Raw genomic sequence first — 18,779 nt, 5'->3', positions numbered from 1 at the left:
AAGCCTTCGGTACATGCTTACGTTTGCGTTTGACTATGCAACTTCGTAAGTTATAGCATCTCTCAAATTAAGCGCAGCATTAAAGTCCCTGTCTTCAACATAACCGCATTCGCATCTGTAAATTCTATCCGAAAGTTTTAAATCTCTCTTGATGCGACCACAGCGGTGGCACATTTTTGAAGATGGATACCATCTGGCTACTACTCTTAACTCAATACCGTTTTCATTACATTTAGATTGAAGTTTTGCTCTAAACTCATAAAACTTCTGTGATGCAACGGCTTTTGAAAGATGTCGGTTCTTCATCATTCCTTTTACATTTAAGTCCTCAATCGTTATATAAGATGGTTTGGTTTTTACTATCTCAGCGATTGTCTTGTTAATGTAATCCGTACGGACATTATCTATCTTATGATGAAATTTTTGTACCTTGAGCTTTTGTTTCTGTATATTTGCTCTTTGAGTGACTTCTCCTTTCTTTAAGTTTTCATACTTTCGAGAGAGACACCTTTGTTCTCGAATAAGTTGCTTTTCAAGTTTCTTTAATCTTGCAGATTTGTTAATGTTCTTATACGTTTTACCATTGGAAACAATAGCGAAATCCTTTAAAACAAGGTCAATACCAATTCCATCGTTAGAGTTATTAGCAATCTGGCCATCAGGAATTTCCACAAGAACGGAAACATAAAATTTGTCAACTTTGATTGAAACTGAACCACTTTTGATTATATATCCATCTTTGGTTGTTGGAATGTATCCCTTTTCTTTGATACGTACCCAACCTAAAGTTGGAATGTTGATACGATGCCTTTCGCAAATACAGTCCTTTGGATTATTCTTAACGAAGTACATCTTCACATCAGATTTACCTTTCTTTTTGTAATTAGGGAAAGCACTCTGATGTTTGAAAAATCTTGTAAAAGCAGTACACCCACATTCGATTGAATGCTTTACAGATTTTGAACTTACTTCCTTAACCCAAGAATATTCTGGATGGTTTGGAAGATACTCGTTGTTAAGCCAGACACTAAACGATTTACCACTCATAAACTTTTTGCCATTATCATAAAGTTCTTTATTATGAGTAAGATAGAAGTTATAGATGTACCTACAAGTTCCTATCGTCTTGCGTATCTTGATTTTCTGCTCTTCTGTTGGATTTATTTCCGTCTTGAAGCTCTTTAGCAATTTCCTCATCCCTTTCTATTTGTTTTTTATATTTACGAAGTCCATATAACCTACAAGAGAATACATGGAGTATTGAAACAATATCCTGCACGAGTTCTTCTTGAGGCGATAGTTCTTCATTGTTTACTACCACTATGGTTGTATTGAACTTCATACAGAATTTTTCAAACCAATCATAGCCAAATCGGATAAATCTATCCTTATGAGTTACGATAATGGTTTTGATTTTCTGTTCCATTACTTCATCTAATAATTCGTTCCATTTCTTGCGATTGTAATTAAGACCGCTCCCATAATCTTCAATACATTGGTCTACGATAATACCTTTAGCATTACAAAACTGTCGTAGAAATGTGACTTGTTTTTGTAAATCATCTTTTTGATTTCTTGTAGAGACTCTGGCATAAATGACAACTTGACGCGTATCATCTTCTGTATTTATGCCTTTGAATTGAAGATATTGGTCGTAAGTGTAATAACGCCTATCAGTTGGAGTACGTTTTGCTTTTAGAGTTCCTTCTCTATCCCAACGCTGTAACGTTTTGACAGAAACACCTAGCAATTCAGCAAAATCTTTTGGTTTGTAATTTGTGATATTTGATGTATTCATAGTATACCTCCATGAGTACATTTAAACACATATTATCATATTTGACAACTTATTCAGTTATTTAAAGTGTCCTCCTGTCTGTCGTTTTGCTGTGAAGTCGGATCATTTCAGCGATTATTTCTTCAATCCATATTCCTTTGCCACTGCCTCAAATGCCGGCAGGGAACGCTCGATCTGCTCATAAGATACGCAGTAAGCAATCCGCACATACCCCGGGCATGCAAAAGAGCTTCCCGGTACCAGCAGCAGATTGTGTTTCTGGGCCTGTGCGCAGAATGCTTTGTCATCCGCAATCGGAGCTTTCACGAACAAATAAAAAGCACCCTCCGGTTTGATACATTCAAATCCGAATTCCTTTAAGCTGTTGTATAACAGATTCCGGTTCTTATCGTAAGCACTCAGATTCACAGCAGCACCCTTTTCGATGCAGCGCTTGATCACTCTCTGAATCAGAGACGGCGCATTGACACAGCCAATGACGCGGTTTGCAATGGTTGCAGCCGTAAAAACCTCTTTGCTGTCGGTCAGTTCATCCGGAATTACCAGATAGCCGATACGCTCACCCGGCAGAGACAAGGACTTACTGTAGGAGTAGCACACCACGGTATTTGCGTAATACTTTGTCACATACGGAACCACTGCGCCATCGTATGCCAGTTCCCGGTAAGGCTCATCGGAAATCAGCACGATCTCGGTTCCAAACTCTGCGCTCTTTACACGGAGAATATCTGCCAGACGGGTCAGAGTCTCATCAGAATAGATGACACCGGTCGGGTTATTCGGAGTATTGATGATGACCGCCTTGGTGCGCGCGGTAATCTTCTCTGCAAACTCCTCCAGATTCGGCTGGAAATCTACGGTATTCGGAGATACCACAACCAGCCTGCCATCGTAATTACGCACATAGTTTCCATACTCTACGAAATATGGCGCAAAGGTCATGACCTCATCCTCCAGATCCAGAATGGTCTTTAAAATGATGTTTAAGCCACTGGCCGCGCCTACCGTCATCAGGATGTTCCCTTGACCAAATTTTGTGCCGAAACGGCGGTTCAAATCCTGCGCGATGGTCTCCCGCACATCTTCATAGCCGGAATTGCTCATATATCCGTGAATGAAAGTGGAATCCTCCTCCTTTAACGTTTCCAGGATGGAATCCTCCACCTCCTGTGGAGCCGGTACATTCGGGTTTCCAAGGCTGAAATCGTAAACATTTTCCGCACCATAAATAGCTGCAAGGCGTTTTCCCTCTTCAAACATTACCCGGATCACAGAATTATTCTGGACCAGCGGATTCATTTTTTTCGAAATCATTTCCATATCCTCCTCATCGCAGTATTTCGTAGTTCATATTCCATTTATTTACCAGCGGCTTGCCCGCAGATGGTAAAACAAAGCCATGATCCCGGTCAGGATCAGATAAAACCAGGTGGTTGTATTGGAAAACCAGGTGGTAAAGAAGGACAGCATCAGATATGCCGCAAACTGCGCATACAGAAGATATCCCAGCGGATTTCGCATTTCCCTGAGTTTCACCACCAGAATATAGGCAATCGCTCCCAGAACGCAGGAAAAAAGAAGTACTCCGATCCATCCAAAATCATAATAGGAATCGTAGAACAGCGTCAGGGTCGTCAGCTCGGTCTTGTCCACATAAATCGGAAAATTGATCAGCTGAGGAAAGAAAAACTTCAGCCCCGACAGCGCCCACAGTGGAAACAGCCCCTTAAGGCCAAAGCTGTGCCCTGGAAGCGCGCCCACCAGGCAGTTGAAATTATCGTAGTTATTCGCAATATAGATATATGGCTGGCTGACGAAGATCGGCATAGAGGCGTTCTTCATCTCAAAAATCCCGTTCAGATATTCAATGTTGTGACTCCTTGCCACCGTCAGAATCAGATAAAACGGAATCATTACCACAAAAAGTCCGAAAAGCCAGCCCGGATGGAACAGTTTCTGCAAGGAAATGTAGGTAAATGCTGCCAGCAGCACTGCGAACACCAGCTGGAAACGGGATACGCAGAGAATCGGGATCAGCAGGGAGATGGCTGTCATGACCAGCGCCGCAAGGAGAAGTCTCTCGCTTCCCCGTCCATTGCGCATATGAACATAAAGCACCGTCAGGGACGGAACCAGCACACAGGATACCGTGAAATAATGGATTCCCGTGAGATGGAATTCTGAGTATGCATGTGGAACCCCGCGCAAAAACAGCGGTACATAGCCCAGTATAACTGCCTCTGCGACAAAGCATCCAAGAGATAATACGGTAAGGCCACAGATCATGGCAAAAACCGGCCTGGGGTCCCCGGAAAAGCTTCTCCACCTGCCATAGCCGTCGTAACCGGAACCGTACACGCGGACCAGAATTTCGAAAACCAGCCAGAACCCTATGAACGCCAGAAACAGACAAAACCAGGTCATGTTCGACCAGTCGGTCTGTAAGCTGCTAAGCTTCAGACAGGCAAGGCCCTCTCCTCCAACCCAGAACAGAGAGAACAGACCACGCAGATGGATCAGGTTCTTATATTTCCGGTAATCCTCCATATAAAGCCAGCCTGCCGCTGCCAGAAGCAGGAGGCCGGATATCAGGTAATGACCAAACCGGGCCAGTATATAAGATGCCAGATAACAGATAAGATAAACTGCCATGATCGTCTCTCCTCGTGAATGTGTTTTCTTCTTTTTATAAATGGCTGCCGCCTGCAGCGCAGGTGACAGCCAGTATATTTGTTTAAGCCTGACCAGCCATAAATTCCCTCATGTACGACTCTACCTCCGCCGCGGTGGCAAAGCTCATTGCCTTGTCCGCAACCGCCTGAAGCTCCTGGGTGCTGTATCCGGTAATCAGCTTTCTGGAATACAGAATGGCAGATGCGCTCATGCTGAACTCATTTAAGCCAAAGGCCAGAAGCAGTGGAATCATAAGCGGGTCGCTTGCTGCCTCACCGCACATGCCCACCATAATACCGGCCTCACGGCCACAGGTGATAATGCGCTTAATGCTGCGCAGCACCGCCGGGTTAAAGGTGGAATACAGGTAAGAAACCTTGTCATTTCCGCGGTCCACGGACATGGTATACTGGGTCAGGTCGTTGGTTCCAATGCTGAAAAATGCTGCTTCCTTCGCAAACACATCTGCCATCAGGGATGCTGCAGCGGTCTCCACCATGATACCAACTTCAATATCTTTCTTATATGGGATGTTCTGTTCATCCAGTTCTTTCTTGATTTCTTCAATCAGGGCCTTTGCCTCGCGAAGCTCCTCAATGCAGGTTACCATTGGCACCATGATCTTAATGTTGCCATAGGCACTGGCACGAAGCAGGGCGCGAAGCTGCGGTTTGTATACATCGTCCTTCCGGTCCAGACAGAAACGGATGGCCCGGTAGCCCAGGAACGGATTCTCGTCTTTGGTAAGTCCCATATATGGAATCTCTTTGTCTCCGCCGATATCCAGGGTACGGATGATAACAGGCTTGCCCTTTAAGCCCTCTGCCACCGTCTTGTAAGCCTCAAACTGCTCTTCTTCCGTCGGCATAGCCGTGCGGTCCATGAATAAAAACTCGGTACGAAACAGGCCTACGCCCTCGCCGTCATACTGGAGTACCTTTTCCAGATCCTCCGGCTTGCCAATGTTGGCAACCAATTCAATGCGCACGCCGTCTTTGGTCACAGTCGGCTTTCCGATGTACTGTTCCAGTTCTTTTTTCTCTTTCAGGAATTTCTCACGCTTTGCGGAGAAATCATCCACCACGTTCTGATCCGGATCTATATAGACAGTTCCCTCGCTGCCATCCAGAACAATCACGTGGCCGTTCTTTACCTGATTCATCAGATCCGGTACCGCTACCACGGCCGGAATTTCCAGAGCACGGGCCAGAATCGCGCTGTGGGAAGTCTTACCACCAAGCTCAGTTACAATACCGGCTACATTCTCCGGCTTGATTCCTGCTGTCATGGATGGGGTAAGATCCTTTGCTACCAGAATGGTTCCTGCCGGGAGGGATGCGATATCCACGCTCTCTACGCCAAGCAGCTCCCGCTGCATACGAGTCTTGATATCCCGCATGTCAGTTGCTCTCTGCTGCATCAGTTCGTCATCCATGGACGCGAACAAATCCGCGTAGGTGGTGCAGACCTGCTCAATGGCATATTCCGCACAGATGCTCTCCCCGGTAATCGCCGTCTCAATCTCTCCAGTCAGCATCGGATCCATCAGAAGCATCATGTGGCCCTGCATGATCTCTGCTTCCTTCTCCCCTACTCTGGTCGCGAGATCTGCCGCAAGCTCCTCCGTTTTCTTAAGAGTCAGGTCGAGCGCGCCCTTAAAACGCTCCACCTCTGCTGCCGCGTCACGGACAGTCTCCCGTTTGATCACCAGTTCTTTTTCTTCTACGATCACAGCGTTCCCAATGCCGATACCAGAAGAAGCGTTAGTACCCTTTAACATGATACGTCCTCCTTATTAATTATTAATTTGTATATGAAACCGCAAAGTCAGATTTCGCGGATATCATCTCTCTGTGGTCTTTTACTCCCCAAGACCGCTTTCGATTACTCCAATGATCCCGTCCAGAGCTTCCTGCTCATCCGGACCCTCGCAGATGAACTCTACCTCGTCGCCGCATTTGATGCAGGCTCCCAGCACACTGAGTACACTCTTTGCGTTGGATGTGGTGTTGCCAAAATGAAATTTGATGGATGATTTGTACTTGATGGCTTCATTGCAAAGCACCCCGGTCGGGCGAAGATGAAGTCCTGATACGTTTTTGATAACAATTTTTCTGCTAACCATGTTATCCCTCTTTCTGTCAGCCGGCATTTGCGCCGTTTGTCTCTGTATTCTGCGACTTTGTAATATCGTTTTCCGCTCCGGTTTCTGTCTCGGTGGTTTCTTCCTCTGCCGCGGTTGTCTGTTCCAGCTGCGCGGCAGGGCCACCCGCTGTAACTTCCACGGTAAACGCGGAAACGGAAATCAGTTTAAAGTTTTTTCCAAGTCCGCTCATATTCAGGGTTCCGTTATGGTTTCCCAGCTGCATGCCGGACAGGTTGATGGCCGCCTTTAAATCGGCTGCCTTTAAGGTATCGAGATCCTCCTTCAGTCCCTGAAGCTTCACCTCAATCCGCGCTGGCGACAGATGGTAATGATAATAATCTGCGCCATTTTCCATGGAAATATCCGACTCACTCAGGCTTATCATCCTGGTAGTGAGCTGTTCTACCTTCAGGCGTATGGTTACGTTCGCGTCATCCGCATTGGCCAGTGTTACATCCTCCGGCAGGTAATCATTCAGATTGACGGTCACCACCTTATCCTGCGTTGCTCCTGAAACACTGAGCACAGAGGAAGGAATGGTGATCTTGTTCACCGATGCCAGGCTGTTTTTCAGGCCGAGCACGGAAACACTCTTCGCACTGCTCTCCACACCGGTATACTGATAACCGGAAGCTGCGGTTCCTGTCACCTCAAAATCAAGCGGAAGGTTTTTTACCTTGCTGATTTCCAGGCTGTACTGAATCTCTGACGGATTCACGCTCACGCGGTCACTGACTGTGATTTCGTTGCCATTGGCATCATAAAACACCGGCTCTGCTGTACCATCCGTGCTGCTTTCCAGTCCATTTACATTGAGTTCGATTCCCACATGATTGATCAGGCCAACCTGGGAGGTCGGACCTTCCACAGTTACATGGTCCGGTGTCAGAACCGCTTTATTCACTGCGTAATCCTCCGCCAGATTTCCGTATGTGTTCATGATCAGTGAGAACTGCTTGCTCTGAAGTTCTTCTGTCTGAATGCGCACTACGCCCGGGCGGCTTTCCGCATTGGAAACCAGTTCCTTGTTATTCAATACTTCGATTTTTACCTGAACAGACCCGGTCACATCATACAGCTCCGCCAGATCTACATAAGCACGGAAATCTGAGGAACGAATCTTGTAGGCATCTTTTGTCCGCACATCAAAATATACCGTTACCGTATCTTTTCCGCCAAGTTCATAGGTTCTTCCTGCCTTGGTCAGTACCTGTTCGTTTACAATCTCCAACGGTACTTCCTTGCTTCCGGTCACTTCCGGATTGGAGACATTCACAACGACCAGCCACACAAAAAATGCCAGAAAACAGGAAAGAATCTTAAGTCCAAGATTATTTATCAGTTTTTCTTTCATTTCTGCGTTTTCCCTTCCAGATCTTTAACAGTGTGCCATTGCTCTCTTCCTGATTTTCTGCTACCGCCAGTGCCCTGCGCAGGTCTTCTGCCGTGGAGATTCTTCTGAGTCTGCCGTTTTCTACCACAGAAACTCTTCCGGTCTCCTCGGATACGACCACGGTAAGGCTGTCTGTGACCTCACTGATGCCAACCGCAGCGCGGTGTCTGGTTCCCAGATCCTTGCTGATGGTCATGTTGTCGGACAGCGGCAGATAACAGGTTGCCGCCGTGACACGGTTTCCGCGGATTACTACCGCGCCATCGTGAAGCGGTGTGTTGTGCTCAAAAATATTGATCAGGAGCTGGCTGCTGACCAGTCCGTTGATTTCAATACCGGTACGCTCAATCTCTTTCAGGGAAACGTTCCGCTCAATAACCATGAGGGCTCCGGTCTTCACCTTGGCCATCTCAAAGGTTGCCTTGACGATTTCATTGACTGTGCGGTCAGTAAAGCCCTGATTTTCCTGATTGCTTTCAAGGGAAAAAATCTCAGAGATCAGATTTCTGCTTCCCAGCTGCTCCAGAGCCTTACGCAGTTCCGGCTGGAAGATGATTACCAGCGCCGTTACCGCGATACCGCCCGTTCTTCCCAGAATCCAGAGGATCGTGTCCCAGTGAAAGATGGCTGCCGCTACCGCGAATGCCATGATCATGGCAATGCCCCGCAGCAGATACCAGGCTTTGGTACTCTTGATCCATAACAATGCATAATATACCAGGATCGTCAGTATGATGATCTCGGTCAAATTAGAAACTGTAATTCTTGGCAAAAAGGAGATCCAGGAGCGCATGCCCTGAAAAACCATCTCCAAATCCTGGAATATGCCAGTCATACCTGGTCCTCGCTTTCTATTCTATATTAATACCACTTATTCTCCTGCCCTGCGGTCATGTCTACCGCGGGCCGGATTGTTGATGCGCTGTACTTTTACATCGGTCCGCGCTACTGCCACCTTCGGCACAGCCTTTACATAGTACACGTAATCATCGTCCTCGTACTGTACGTATTCTGTCCGTGTGTAATCTACCGTAAACACGAAGAAATGATACAGCAGAGCCACTGCCAGGGAAAGTAGCGCCCCGATCAGAAGCTCCGGGACCGGCATGGAAACATGGAAGAGGAAATCTCCCACAAATACCGCTACCAGCTGCGCGATGGTTCCGGTTACAATGGCAATTTCCCATGCGTAATCCAGTGACATGTTGTGGAGCAGATATACACAGAGAATACCAACCACACATACCATGATCATGACCACCATCTCCTGGCTGGAAAGAAGGCCGCGGATGATCTGTACAAACTTCTGGGTAATGTCCACCGATGCGTCATTGGTCAGCACACCTGCGTTCTGCTTTACATAGGAAATAATGTAATAAATCACAACGCCGCTGCCCACCGGAACCACGCTGAGAAGACTTCCCGACAGCCCCGCCAGAAGCGGAACCGCAAACGGAATCTTCAGCAGAAATGCCATAGGTGTCAGCACCAGCCAAAAGCTGTCTCCCGGCTGAAATCCGTAATACAGCAGGATGAGGATGATCAGGATAACCGCCGCGATCAGCGCGGTCTCCATGGATACCGCATAGATATGCGCCAGCATGACGGCTCCAAGCAGGCATCCAATTGCTCCATAAGGCAGAAACGCGCTCACAAGCGCCACTGCCAGCAAAGCCACCGGCCCCGTAAGTTCCGGGCGATAGCCAATGTTTCCATTTAACAGGGCCATAGCCGCCAGACTGTATAAAAATTTGATGACGCCGTTTACCGGTGTCGCGTATTTTCCGTAAAATGATTTCAGCCGTTCTTTAAGCACGAGAAACATCATCATAGCGGCTGCCCTCCTTTGTCAGTTCTCTGGTCCGGCTCTGAACGTCGTAGCGTTTCTCCAGCCGTTTCAGCTTTGCGATGTAGACCCGCATGCCACGCCTTGCGTATTCGTAGCGTTTGCTGCTGACAATCCAGGTGATGATGAGATACAGCACCAGACCGGCCACATACAAAGCCGCGCCTGCTTTGGCTGCGCCGACAACCTCATCCAGTTCCATTACATTTAAAAGACGCTCCATGCTGTAAAGCACCCACATGAGCGCGCATAAAATGAAGCATACGGTATAAGCAAAAAAGGAGCGCAGTATGCGTCCGCTGATATAATCACTGCGGAAATAACGGTTCGCCGGAAAAATATGTTTTCCCTCCCGCTTTTCAAACAGGGCAATTCCTGTCATCAGTTTGATTTTGTCTTCATTGAGCATAAAGTCGTTCTCCATTTTCTTTTTGCGTCCGCTGTTCGTCAGCTCGTTACATTGTACCATAATTATTCTGTCAATGCCACCGTTCAAGACGCATTTTTTCCTATATTTTCAGTATAACACAAAAATACCGCCATGTAAAACACGGCGGTATTCTCACAACTTATTTTGTCTGTTTTGTAACGGTCTTGTAACTGTTCAGTACCCTCACAGTTACACGGTCTTTTATTCGTCTACGCTGTAATTCGGAGCCTCTTTGGTGATGTGGATATCATGCGGATGGCTCTCTTTTAAGGATGCTGCGGAAATCTTTACGAAACGTCCGGTCTCCTGTAAGGTCGGGATGTCTTTTGCTCCACAGTAGCCCATACCGGAACGAAGTCCGCCAAGCATCTGGAATACGGTATCCTCTACCATGCCCTTGTATGCCACACGGCCCTCAACGCCTTCCGGAACCAGCTTCTTCGCGTCGGACTGGAAGTAACGGTCCTTACTTCCGTTCTCCATGGCTGCGATGGAACCCATACCACGGTAAACCTTGTATTTTCTTCCCTGATACAGCTCGAAGGTTCCCGGGCTCTCGTCACATCCGGCGAACATGCTTCCCATCATGCAGACATTGCCGCCTGCTGCGATGGCCTTGGTGATGTCTCCGGAGTACTTGATACCGCCATCTGCGATGATCGGGATGCCGTACTCTTTTGCGACTGCGTAGCAGTCCATAACAGCGGTGATCTGCGGAACACCGATACCTGCAACGACACGGGTGGTACAGATGGAACCAGGTCCGATACCAACCTTAACTGCATCAACACCAGCCTCAATCAGGGCTTTGGTTGCTTCACCGGTTGCCACGTTACCTGCGATAACCTGAAGATCCGGATAAGCTTCCTTGATCATTCTGACACAGCGCAGAACATTCTCGGAATGTCCATGAGCGGAATCCAGAACAACAACATCGACATGAGCCTTCACCAGTGCTTCCACACGGTCCAGAACATTGGCAGTAATACCAACAGCAGCGCCGCAGAGCAGGCGTCCCTGTTCGTCCTTTGCGGACAGCGGATATTTGATCTGTTTCTCAATATCCTTGATGGTGATGAGTCCCTTTAAGTTGAAGTCATCATCTACAATCGGAAGTTTCTCGACTCTTGCCTTAGCCAGAATGCGTTTTGCTTCCATAAGGGTGATGCCCTCTTTGGCGGTAACCAGATGCTCGGAAGTCATGCACTCCTTGATCTTCTTGGAGAAATCCTCCTCAAATTTTAAATCACGGTTGGTGATGATACCAACCAGCTTGCGACCCTCTGTGATCGGCACACCGGAGATGCGGAACTTCGCCATAAGCTCGTCTGCGTCCTTTAAGGTATGCTCCGGGGAGAGGAAAAACGGATCCGTGATGACACCATTCTCTGAACGTTTTACCTTGTCTACTTCCTCTGCCTGCGCTTCAATTGACATGTTTTTGTGAATGATACCAATACCACCCTGACGCGCCATGGCAATTGCCATACGGTGTTCTGTAACGGTATCCATGCCCGCACTCATAAGCGGAATGTTCAGTTTGATCTTCTTGGTCAGATAAGTGGTTAAATCTACCTGATTCGGAATAACCTGGGAATAAGCCGGCACCAGGAGCACATCGTCAAACGTAATGCCCTCACCAATAATTGTACCCATTATTCGTTTCCTCTCTTTCTTTGGTTTTTGTGTTCATAAAGATTCCATGACAATCGTGTTTTCATTATTAGCGCAACTAATATTTCGATGTCGTTAGATCTATTGGACTTATTAATTGCATATTGTAGCAAATTTCTGTCCGCTTGTCAAATACTTCTGTAAGGAAATTGTCCGCGTATATTTTTGTTCAAAAAAAGCAGGCGAAACCGCCCCGATGGGGTGATTTCGCCTGTGAGTTTGTTGGATTGGGGTGTTGCCTGCCGAGGTAAACTCGTGAACCCCGCGCTCACTACATCATTCCGCCCATGCCGCCGCCTGCTGGCATTGCCGGGGTTTCTTCTTTGATGTTGGCTACTACGGACTCGGTGGTCAGAAGGGTGGATGCTACGCTGGTTGCGTTCTGCAGTGCGCTTCTGGTTACCTTAGCCGGATCAAGAATACCAGCCTTGATCATATCTACATACTCTTCCTTGTATGCATCAAAACCATAGCCTACTGGAGACTCTTTCACCTTGTTGATGATAACGGAGCCTTCCAGACCTGCGTTTGCGGAGATGTGGAACAGCGGAGCCTCCAGAGCTTTCAGGATGATCTTACCGCCGGTCTTCTCATCGCCCTCAAGAGCGTCTACAACAGACTTGATCTCCTGGGTTACGTGTACATATGCGGAACCGCCGCCTGCGATGATACCTTCCTCAACCGCTGCTCTTGCTGCAGACAGTGCATCCTCCATACGGAGTTTTGCTTCTTTCATTTCGGTCTCGGTTGCTGCGCCGACACGTACAACTGCTACGCCGCCTGCCAGTTTTGCAAGACGCTCCTGCAGTTTCTCTTTGTCGAACTCAGAGGTGGTCTCTGCGATCTGGGCACGGATCTGGGCAACTCTTGCTGCGATCTCGTCCTTGTTGCCGCAGCCATCCACGATGATGGTGTTCTCTTTCTGTACCTTAACAGATTTCGCACGACCAAGCTGCTCCATGGTGGTATCTTTCAGTTCCAGGCCAAGCTCCTCGGAGATAACGGTACCGCCGGTCAGGATAGCCAGGTCTTTTAACATCTCTTTTCTTCTGTCGCCGTAGCCCGGTGCCTTAACACCAACAACGGTGAAGGTTCCTCTTAACTTGTTGACGATTAAGGTGGTCAGTGCCTCGCCCTCGATATCCTCTGCTACGATCAGCAGTTTGGAACCGGACTGTACGATCTGCTCCAGAACCGGAAGGATCTCCTGAATGTTGGAAATCTTCTTATCGGTAATGAGGATGTACGGATCGTCCAGATTTGCTTCCATCTTATCCATATCGGTGCACATGTAAGCGGATACATAACCACGGTCGAACTGCATACCTTCTACCAGATCAAGCTCGGTCTTCATGGTCTTGGACTCCTCGATGGTGATAACGCCGTCTTTGGAAACCTTCTCCATAGCGTCTGCTACCATCTCGCCAACCTCATCGTCTGCTGCGGAAATAGATGCAACACGCGCAATGCTCTCACGTCCGGAGATCGGCTGGCTCATCTTTGCGATAGCCTCAACAGCAGCCTCGGTTGCTTTCTTCATACCCTTTCTTAATACGATCGGGTTAGCGCCTGCTGCCAGGTTCTTCATACCTTCGTTGATCATAGCCTGTGCCAGAACGGTTGCGGTGGTGGTACCATCACCAGCGACATCGTTGGTCTTGGTAGCAACTTCCTTTACCAGCTGTGCGCCCATGTTCTCAAACGGATCTTCCAGCTCGATCTCTTTTGCGATGGTCACACCATCGTTGGTGATGAGCGGAGCGCCGAAGGACTTGTCAAGAACTACGTTTCTTCCTTTCGGTCCAAGGGTTACACGAACAGTATCTGCCAACTGATTTACGCCTGCTTCCAGGGCTTTTCTGGCTTCTACGCCATATTTAATCTGCTTTGCCATGATTCAAATTCCTCCAGTTTCTATAATATATGCGATGTATTACTCGATTACTGCCAGAATGTCGTTCTGCTTTACGACAACGTATTTCTCGTCCTCAACCTCTACCTCGGTTCCGGAGTACTTGGAGTAGATAACCTTATCACCCGGCTTTACCTGCATGGTGATTTCTTTGCCGTCAACCACACCGCCAGGACCTACTGCTACTACCTCTGCCTGCTGCGGTTTCTCTTTTGCCTGGCCCGGAAGTACGATACCAGATTTGGTAGTTTCCTCTGCCACAAGCTGCTTTAATACAACCCGATCAAATAACGGTACTAATTTCATGGATAACTCCTCCTTACATCGAATCTTTTTTCGTTGCGGTCCACACACGGTGAACGAAACTTTTCTTTATTTAAGGGGTTCTTAAAATCCCCTCTCTGATGTACATTACCATTTATAGCACGAGTTGTTAGCACTGTCAATAGTTGAGTGCTAATTTTATCTATTTTTTATAACTTTCCCCTTTCTTTTTTACTCTCTTCGTATTAAAATTACTTTTATAAAGAATATTCGTAACTGCCGGGAATGGACCCACAGCGAATGTTCAAAGAAAGGAGTACAGGGGTATGGCAAAAAAAGCTTTTGGAAAACTGGCAGCCCTCTTAACCATTGCAGGCGCTGCTGCAGCCGGCATTTCTTACCTGACGAAATACCGGTCTTTTAATAAGGAACTGGATGAAGACTTCCACGATTTTGAGGATGAAGACGACACCGAAGTGCCGGACAGCACCATGAGCCGCAATTATGTTTCCCTTCACGCAGACAAGGACGAATTTCTGGTAGCCGCAGGCGACATGATGAACGCCGCAAAGGATGCTGCCAGCGCCGCAAAGAATATGGTAAAGGATGCTGCTGCCATCGTGGCAGACAACACCCGTGAAGCAGTCAGCGTTGCAAGGGACGGCGCACAGAAGGCCACCGTTGTTGCGGAGGATACCGTAGAAAAGGCAGAAAGTGCTGTGGAGGACGCTGTCATCAAAACAGCTGATGCCATGGAGAGCGCAGCAGAAACCGTCTCCGACGCCGTGGAAGAGACCACAGAGAAACTGGCCGAAGCCACTGACAAAGCAGAGGATATCACCCCGGAGGATAAACCGGTGGAAGAAAAAGAGGCTACATCTGAGGAAAACGCAGTCGAAGAAGCTTCCGCTACCACCGTCAGTGACGATACCGAAGCGTAAAACGAAAACAGTTGAAACAGGAAAGAAGCAGAACACGGAGTTCTCATAACTCTGTGTCCTGCTTCTTTTTTGCTGCCATGCACATTCTTGCGCCGGGGCATGCCTGCCGACTTCAGTACGTTATGCTCCCCAGCATTCCATAAGGAGCCGTACTCCTTCCATAATCTGTGCTTCGCTTAAGCTCGCGTACCCCAGCACTACCGTGGCTGGCCGGTGATCATGCTCCGGATGGATAAAGTAACTGCTCAGTCCGTACACCTTCACGCCCGCTTCCGCTGCTTTCTGAATCAGTTCTTCCTCCGACTCTCCTTTTTGGGAGGTCAGAAGAATGTGAATGCCTGCGTATTCCCCGCGGATTTCAAACCGTTCCCTGAGTGGCTCGATCTGCTCCATCAGAAGATCATGCTTGGTTTTATAGATGGCGCGCATGCGGTTTAAATGGCGCTCAAAATAGCCGCCCGACAAAAACTGGTACAGAATGTTCTGATCGATGCGCGACACCGTGGATGCATAAAAGGAGGTCTGGCTGCGGTAACGTGCCAGCAGCTGCATCGGCAGCACCAGATAGCTGACACGGATGGCCGGCGCAATACATTTGGAAAAGGTTCCCAGATAAATGACCCGTCCGCTCCGATCCATGCCCTGCAGCGCCGGAATTGGTTTTCCACGGTAACGGAATTCACTGTCGTAATCATCTTCTATGATATAGCGGTCCGGTGTTTCCACCGCCCACTTTAATAGCTCCTGGCGGCGGCCTACTGGCATGACGATTCCCGTCGGGAACTGGTGGGAAGGCATCACATAAGCCGCATTAGCCCCGCTCTTCGCCAGAAGCTCCGGCTCCATGCCGTTTGCGTCCATCTCCACCGGACAGACCTCATACCCAAGGCTCTGGAACACCCGGTATGCCTGTTTGTAGGTTGGATTCTCCATGGCGATCACATGCTTTCCCTCTAAAATCTGGGACAACAGCATCAGCAGGTACTCACTTCCCGCGCCCACAATAATCTGCTCCGGGCTGCAGTTAACCCCGCGGGCCGAGTGCAGATAACTGCGGATGGCCTCCCGAAGTCCCGGCTCCCCCTGATGGTTTCCGGAATGAAACATTTCTTTATTATCATCGACCAGCGTGTTGCGGCTCAGCTTTCTCCAGACATGATAAGGAAAGCTGTCCAGATCAATGCCTCGCGGAGAAAAATCCACACGCCACCCTGCATCCGGCTCCGAAGTCGTTTCCATCTCCAGAGTGCCGGAAGACCCGGTCTCCACCAGTTCCTCCAGATGACTGACAAAATAGCCGCGGCACGGCCGGGCTTCCATATATCCCTCGGCCAGCAGCTGGTCATAGGCCATCTGCGTTGTGCTGCGGCTAACTTTCAAATGCTCCGCCAGAACCCGCGTGGAGGGAAGACGGTCGCCCGCTTTTAAGGCGCCGCTCCGGATCTCCGCGCAGATATGGGAGTAAATCTGTTCATACAGTGGTTTTTTTGACCGGGAATCAAGCGGAATCAAAAGTTCCATCATCTCATCCCCTAATCTTATTTCTGGATCTTAAAGGAGCTCTTTAAGGAAACGATCCGGTTAAATACCGGCTCGCCCGGCTTGCTGTCCTTGCAGTCTGCGCAGAAGAAACCATTGCGGACAAACTGGAAGCTGTCGTAAGCCTTTGCCTCTGCAAGAGCCGGCTCCACATAGCAATTCTTTAAGATGGTGAGAGAATTCGGGTTTAAGTTGAGGCTTCCGTCCTCATTTAACTTGCCCTTCTCCTCATCTACGATATTCTCGTACAGGCGAACTTCAACCTGCTTTGCAGTCTCAGCTGCAACCCAGTGGATGGTGCCCTTTACCTTACGCTCGCAGAAGCCGGAACCGCTCTTGGTAGCCGGATCATAGGTAGCGTGTACTACGGTCACATTGCCGTTTTCGTCTTTCTCAAAACCGGTACAGGTTACGAAATAAGCGCTCATGAGGCGAACCTCGTTGCCCGGGAACAGACGGAAGTATTTACGCGGCGGCTCCTCCATGAAGTCCTCGCGCTCGATGTAGAGTTCTCTGCCGAACGGAACCATACGGGAGCCAAGCTCCGGATTCTCCAGGTTGTTCGGAACCTCCAGCATCTCGGTCTGGCCCTCCGGATAGTTGTCGATGACCAGTTTTACCGGATCCAGGATTGCCATCATGCGGGCTTTCTTTAATTTCAGATCCTCACGGATGCAGTACTCCAGCATCGCGTAGTCAACAGAACTGTTTGCTTTGGATACGCCAACCAGGTCTACAAACTTGCGGATAGCCTCCGGGGTATAGCCACGTCTGCGCAGTGCAGCGATGGAAACCAGGCGCGGGTCGTCCCAGCCGTCTACGATACCGTCTTCTACCAGCTTCTTGATGTAACGCTTACCGGTGATGACGTTAGTCAGGTACAGCTTTGCAAACTCGATCTGGCGCGGCGGATTTTCAAACTCGCACTCGCGCACGACCCAGTCGTACAGCGGACGGTGGTCCTCAAACTCCAGGGTACAGATGGAATGAGTAATATGCTCAATGGCATCCTCAATCGGATGCGCAAAGTCGTACATCGGGTAAATGCACCATGCGTCACCGGTATTGTGATGAGTCATGTGTGCCACACGATAAATAACCGGATCTCTCATGTTGATGTTCGGGGAAGCCATGTCAATCTTGGCGCGAAGCACCTTCTCGCCGTCCTGATACTTGCCCTCTTTCATCTCCTCGAAGAGCTTTAAGTTCTCCTCGATGCTGCGGTTGCGGTATGGGCTCTCCTTACCCGGAGTGGTGAAATCACCGCGGTACTCACGGATCTGGTCTGCAGTCAGGTCACAGACGAAAGCCTTTCCCTTCTTAATTAAGAGAACCGCGCACTCATACATCTGCTGGAAGTAGTTGGACGCGAAAAACAGTCTGTCCTCAAAGTCTGCCCCCAGCCACTTGACATCGGCCATAATGGACTCGACGAACTCGGTTTTCTCTTTGGTCGGGTTGGTATCATCAAATCTTAAATTGAACTTGCCGCCGTATTTCTGGGCAAGACCGTAGTTTAATAAAATGGACTTGGCATGTCCGATATGCAGGTAACCGTTCGGCTCCGGCGGGAAACGGGTCTGAACGTGATTATAAACACCCTCAGCCAGATCTTTGTCGATCTCCTGCTCAATAAAGTTCTTGGAAACAACTTCTTTCTCTTCCGCTGTCTCTAAAACTTCTTTTTCTTTTTCCATCGTGAAGTCCTCCATACTGTTTGCGGCGTCTTCTGCAGGCCGCATGATAATAACTTATGATAACACATTTCCTTTAAATGGGAAAGGGGGTAAATGGCTTCCAAAATTTTTTAAACTTTTTTTGAAAATAGTGTTGACATTTGTAGAACCCCATGCTATATTATATGAGGTTCGCTGCTGTGGCTCAGTCGGTAGAGCGTCGCATTGGTAGTGCGGAGGTCACGGGTCCGATTCCCGTCAGCAGCTCTTTTATCTTAAGTCGAAAACCTTTGGAAATCAATGGTTTTCGACTTTTTTGTTTCTAAAAATCTGAAGACACGTGAAGACATCCTAATCAGACAGGAACTGCCTGACAGACTCTGGCCTGCAGGCAGTTTTTACTTGATTACAGGTAACTGTTCAGTAGGTCTGCGCATTCACTGCGCTGACCGTATGAAAACATGGGCTTGCAGGCAAAAATCCCATT

Annotated in this window: 16 protein-coding genes and 1 tRNA gene; 2 read left to right on the top strand and 15 right to left on the bottom strand. The window is 48.4% G+C overall.

From position 1 onward, the window contains the following. Positions 1 to 33: 33 nt before the first annotated feature. From WMO41_RS02225 to WMO41_RS02165, 13 genes are all read right to left on the bottom strand, one after another. A complete protein-coding gene (locus WMO41_RS02225) occupies positions 34 to 1,197 on the bottom strand; it encodes an RNA-guided endonuclease InsQ/TnpB family protein (protein WP_494338415.1) in 1,164 nt (387 codons plus the stop codon). Continuing rightward, positions 1,109 to 1,783, bottom strand: coding sequence for an IS607 family transposase (locus tag WMO41_RS02220; protein ID WP_349228503.1), 675 nt, complete (start codon positions 1,781 to 1,783; stop codon positions 1,109 to 1,111). Before WMO41_RS02220 ends, WMO41_RS02225 begins: the two co-directional genes overlap by 89 nt. 129 nt (positions 1,784 to 1,912) lie before the next feature. Next, positions 1,913 to 3,112 (bottom strand): pyridoxal phosphate-dependent aminotransferase, encoded by a 1,200-nt coding sequence (locus WMO41_RS02215; protein WP_349228432.1) that lies wholly within the window; start codon positions 3,110 to 3,112, stop codon positions 1,913 to 1,915. Positions 3,113 to 3,160: 48 nt separating this feature from the next. Next, positions 3,161 to 4,450 (bottom strand): O-antigen polymerase, encoded by a 1,290-nt coding sequence (locus WMO41_RS02210; RefSeq protein WP_349228431.1) that lies wholly within the window; start codon positions 4,448 to 4,450, stop codon positions 3,161 to 3,163. An 82-nt stretch (positions 4,451 to 4,532) separates the two neighbouring features. Continuing rightward, positions 4,533 to 6,251 carry a phosphoenolpyruvate--protein phosphotransferase gene (gene ptsP / locus WMO41_RS02205; protein WP_349228430.1) on the bottom strand — a complete coding sequence of 573 codons (1,719 nt, stop codon included), beginning with the start codon at positions 6,249 to 6,251 and terminating at the stop codon, positions 4,533 to 4,535. Positions 6,252 to 6,332: 81 nt separating this feature from the next. Further along, positions 6,333 to 6,596 (bottom strand): HPr family phosphocarrier protein, encoded by a 264-nt coding sequence (locus WMO41_RS02200; protein ID WP_177292393.1) that lies wholly within the window; start codon positions 6,594 to 6,596, stop codon positions 6,333 to 6,335. 16 nt (positions 6,597 to 6,612) lie between these two features. After that, a complete protein-coding gene (locus tag WMO41_RS02195) occupies positions 6,613 to 7,971 on the bottom strand; it encodes a CdaR family protein (RefSeq protein WP_177292392.1) in 1,359 nt (452 codons plus the stop codon). Further along, positions 7,949 to 8,818, bottom strand: coding sequence for a diadenylate cyclase CdaA (cdaA, locus tag WMO41_RS02190; RefSeq protein WP_349228502.1), 870 nt, complete (start codon positions 8,816 to 8,818; stop codon positions 7,949 to 7,951). Before cdaA ends, WMO41_RS02195 begins: the two co-directional genes overlap by 23 nt. A 63-nt stretch (positions 8,819 to 8,881) precedes the next feature. After that, positions 8,882 to 9,841, bottom strand: coding sequence for an ABC transporter permease (locus WMO41_RS02185; RefSeq protein WP_349228429.1), 960 nt, complete (start codon positions 9,839 to 9,841; stop codon positions 8,882 to 8,884). Continuing rightward, complete coding sequence (locus tag WMO41_RS02180; RefSeq protein ID WP_349228428.1) at positions 9,819 to 10,325, bottom strand: hypothetical protein; 507 nt, start codon at positions 10,323 to 10,325, stop codon at positions 9,819 to 9,821. Before WMO41_RS02180 ends, WMO41_RS02185 begins: the two co-directional genes overlap by 23 nt. 162 nt (positions 10,326 to 10,487) lie before the next feature. Further along, on the bottom strand, positions 10,488 to 11,942 hold the full coding sequence (gene guaB, locus WMO41_RS02175) for an IMP dehydrogenase (RefSeq protein WP_349228427.1): 1,455 nt from the start codon (positions 11,940 to 11,942) through the stop codon (positions 10,488 to 10,490). Positions 11,943 to 12,231: 289 nt separating this feature from the next. Continuing rightward, a complete protein-coding gene (gene groL, locus WMO41_RS02170; protein ID WP_349228426.1) occupies positions 12,232 to 13,854 on the bottom strand; it encodes a chaperonin GroEL in 1,623 nt (540 codons plus the stop codon). A 39-nt stretch (positions 13,855 to 13,893) separates the two neighbouring features. Further along, entirely contained in the window at positions 13,894 to 14,178 is a 285-nt protein-coding gene (locus tag WMO41_RS02165) for a co-chaperone GroES (RefSeq protein WP_118529828.1), read from the bottom strand. 284 nt (positions 14,179 to 14,462) lie between these two features. Here WMO41_RS02165 and WMO41_RS02160 point away from each other — a divergent pair, with 284 nt between their 5' ends. Further along, the gene (locus tag WMO41_RS02160; RefSeq protein WP_349228425.1) at positions 14,463 to 15,077 is read left to right on the top strand and encodes a hypothetical protein; all 615 of its coding nucleotides are present in this window, start codon (positions 14,463 to 14,465) and stop codon (positions 15,075 to 15,077) included. Positions 15,078 to 15,197: 120 nt separating this feature from the next. Here the strand turns inward: WMO41_RS02160 and pdxR are convergent, their stop codons facing one another. Further along, entirely contained in the window at positions 15,198 to 16,598 is a 1,401-nt protein-coding gene (gene pdxR / locus WMO41_RS02155; RefSeq protein ID WP_494338418.1) for a MocR-like pyridoxine biosynthesis transcription factor PdxR, read from the bottom strand. 17 nt (positions 16,599 to 16,615) lie between these two features. Then, entirely contained in the window at positions 16,616 to 18,313 is a 1,698-nt protein-coding gene (locus tag WMO41_RS02150) for a glutamine--tRNA ligase/YqeY domain fusion protein (RefSeq protein ID WP_349228423.1), read from the bottom strand. Between the two features lie 173 nt (positions 18,314 to 18,486). On the opposite strand from WMO41_RS02150, the gene WMO41_RS02145 reads away from it, so the two are divergent. After that, positions 18,487 to 18,559 (top strand) — tRNA-Thr (locus WMO41_RS02145). The last annotated feature ends 220 nt before the right edge of the window (positions 18,560 to 18,779 follow it).

Origin of the sequence: Ventrimonas faecis, assembly GCF_040096075.1 — a bacterium.
Lineage (GTDB): Bacteria > Bacillota > Clostridia > Lachnospirales > Lachnospiraceae > Brotaphodocola > Brotaphodocola faecis.
Note: the sequence above shows the minus strand (reverse complement) of the source record. Positions and strands in the feature narration are given on the sequence as shown.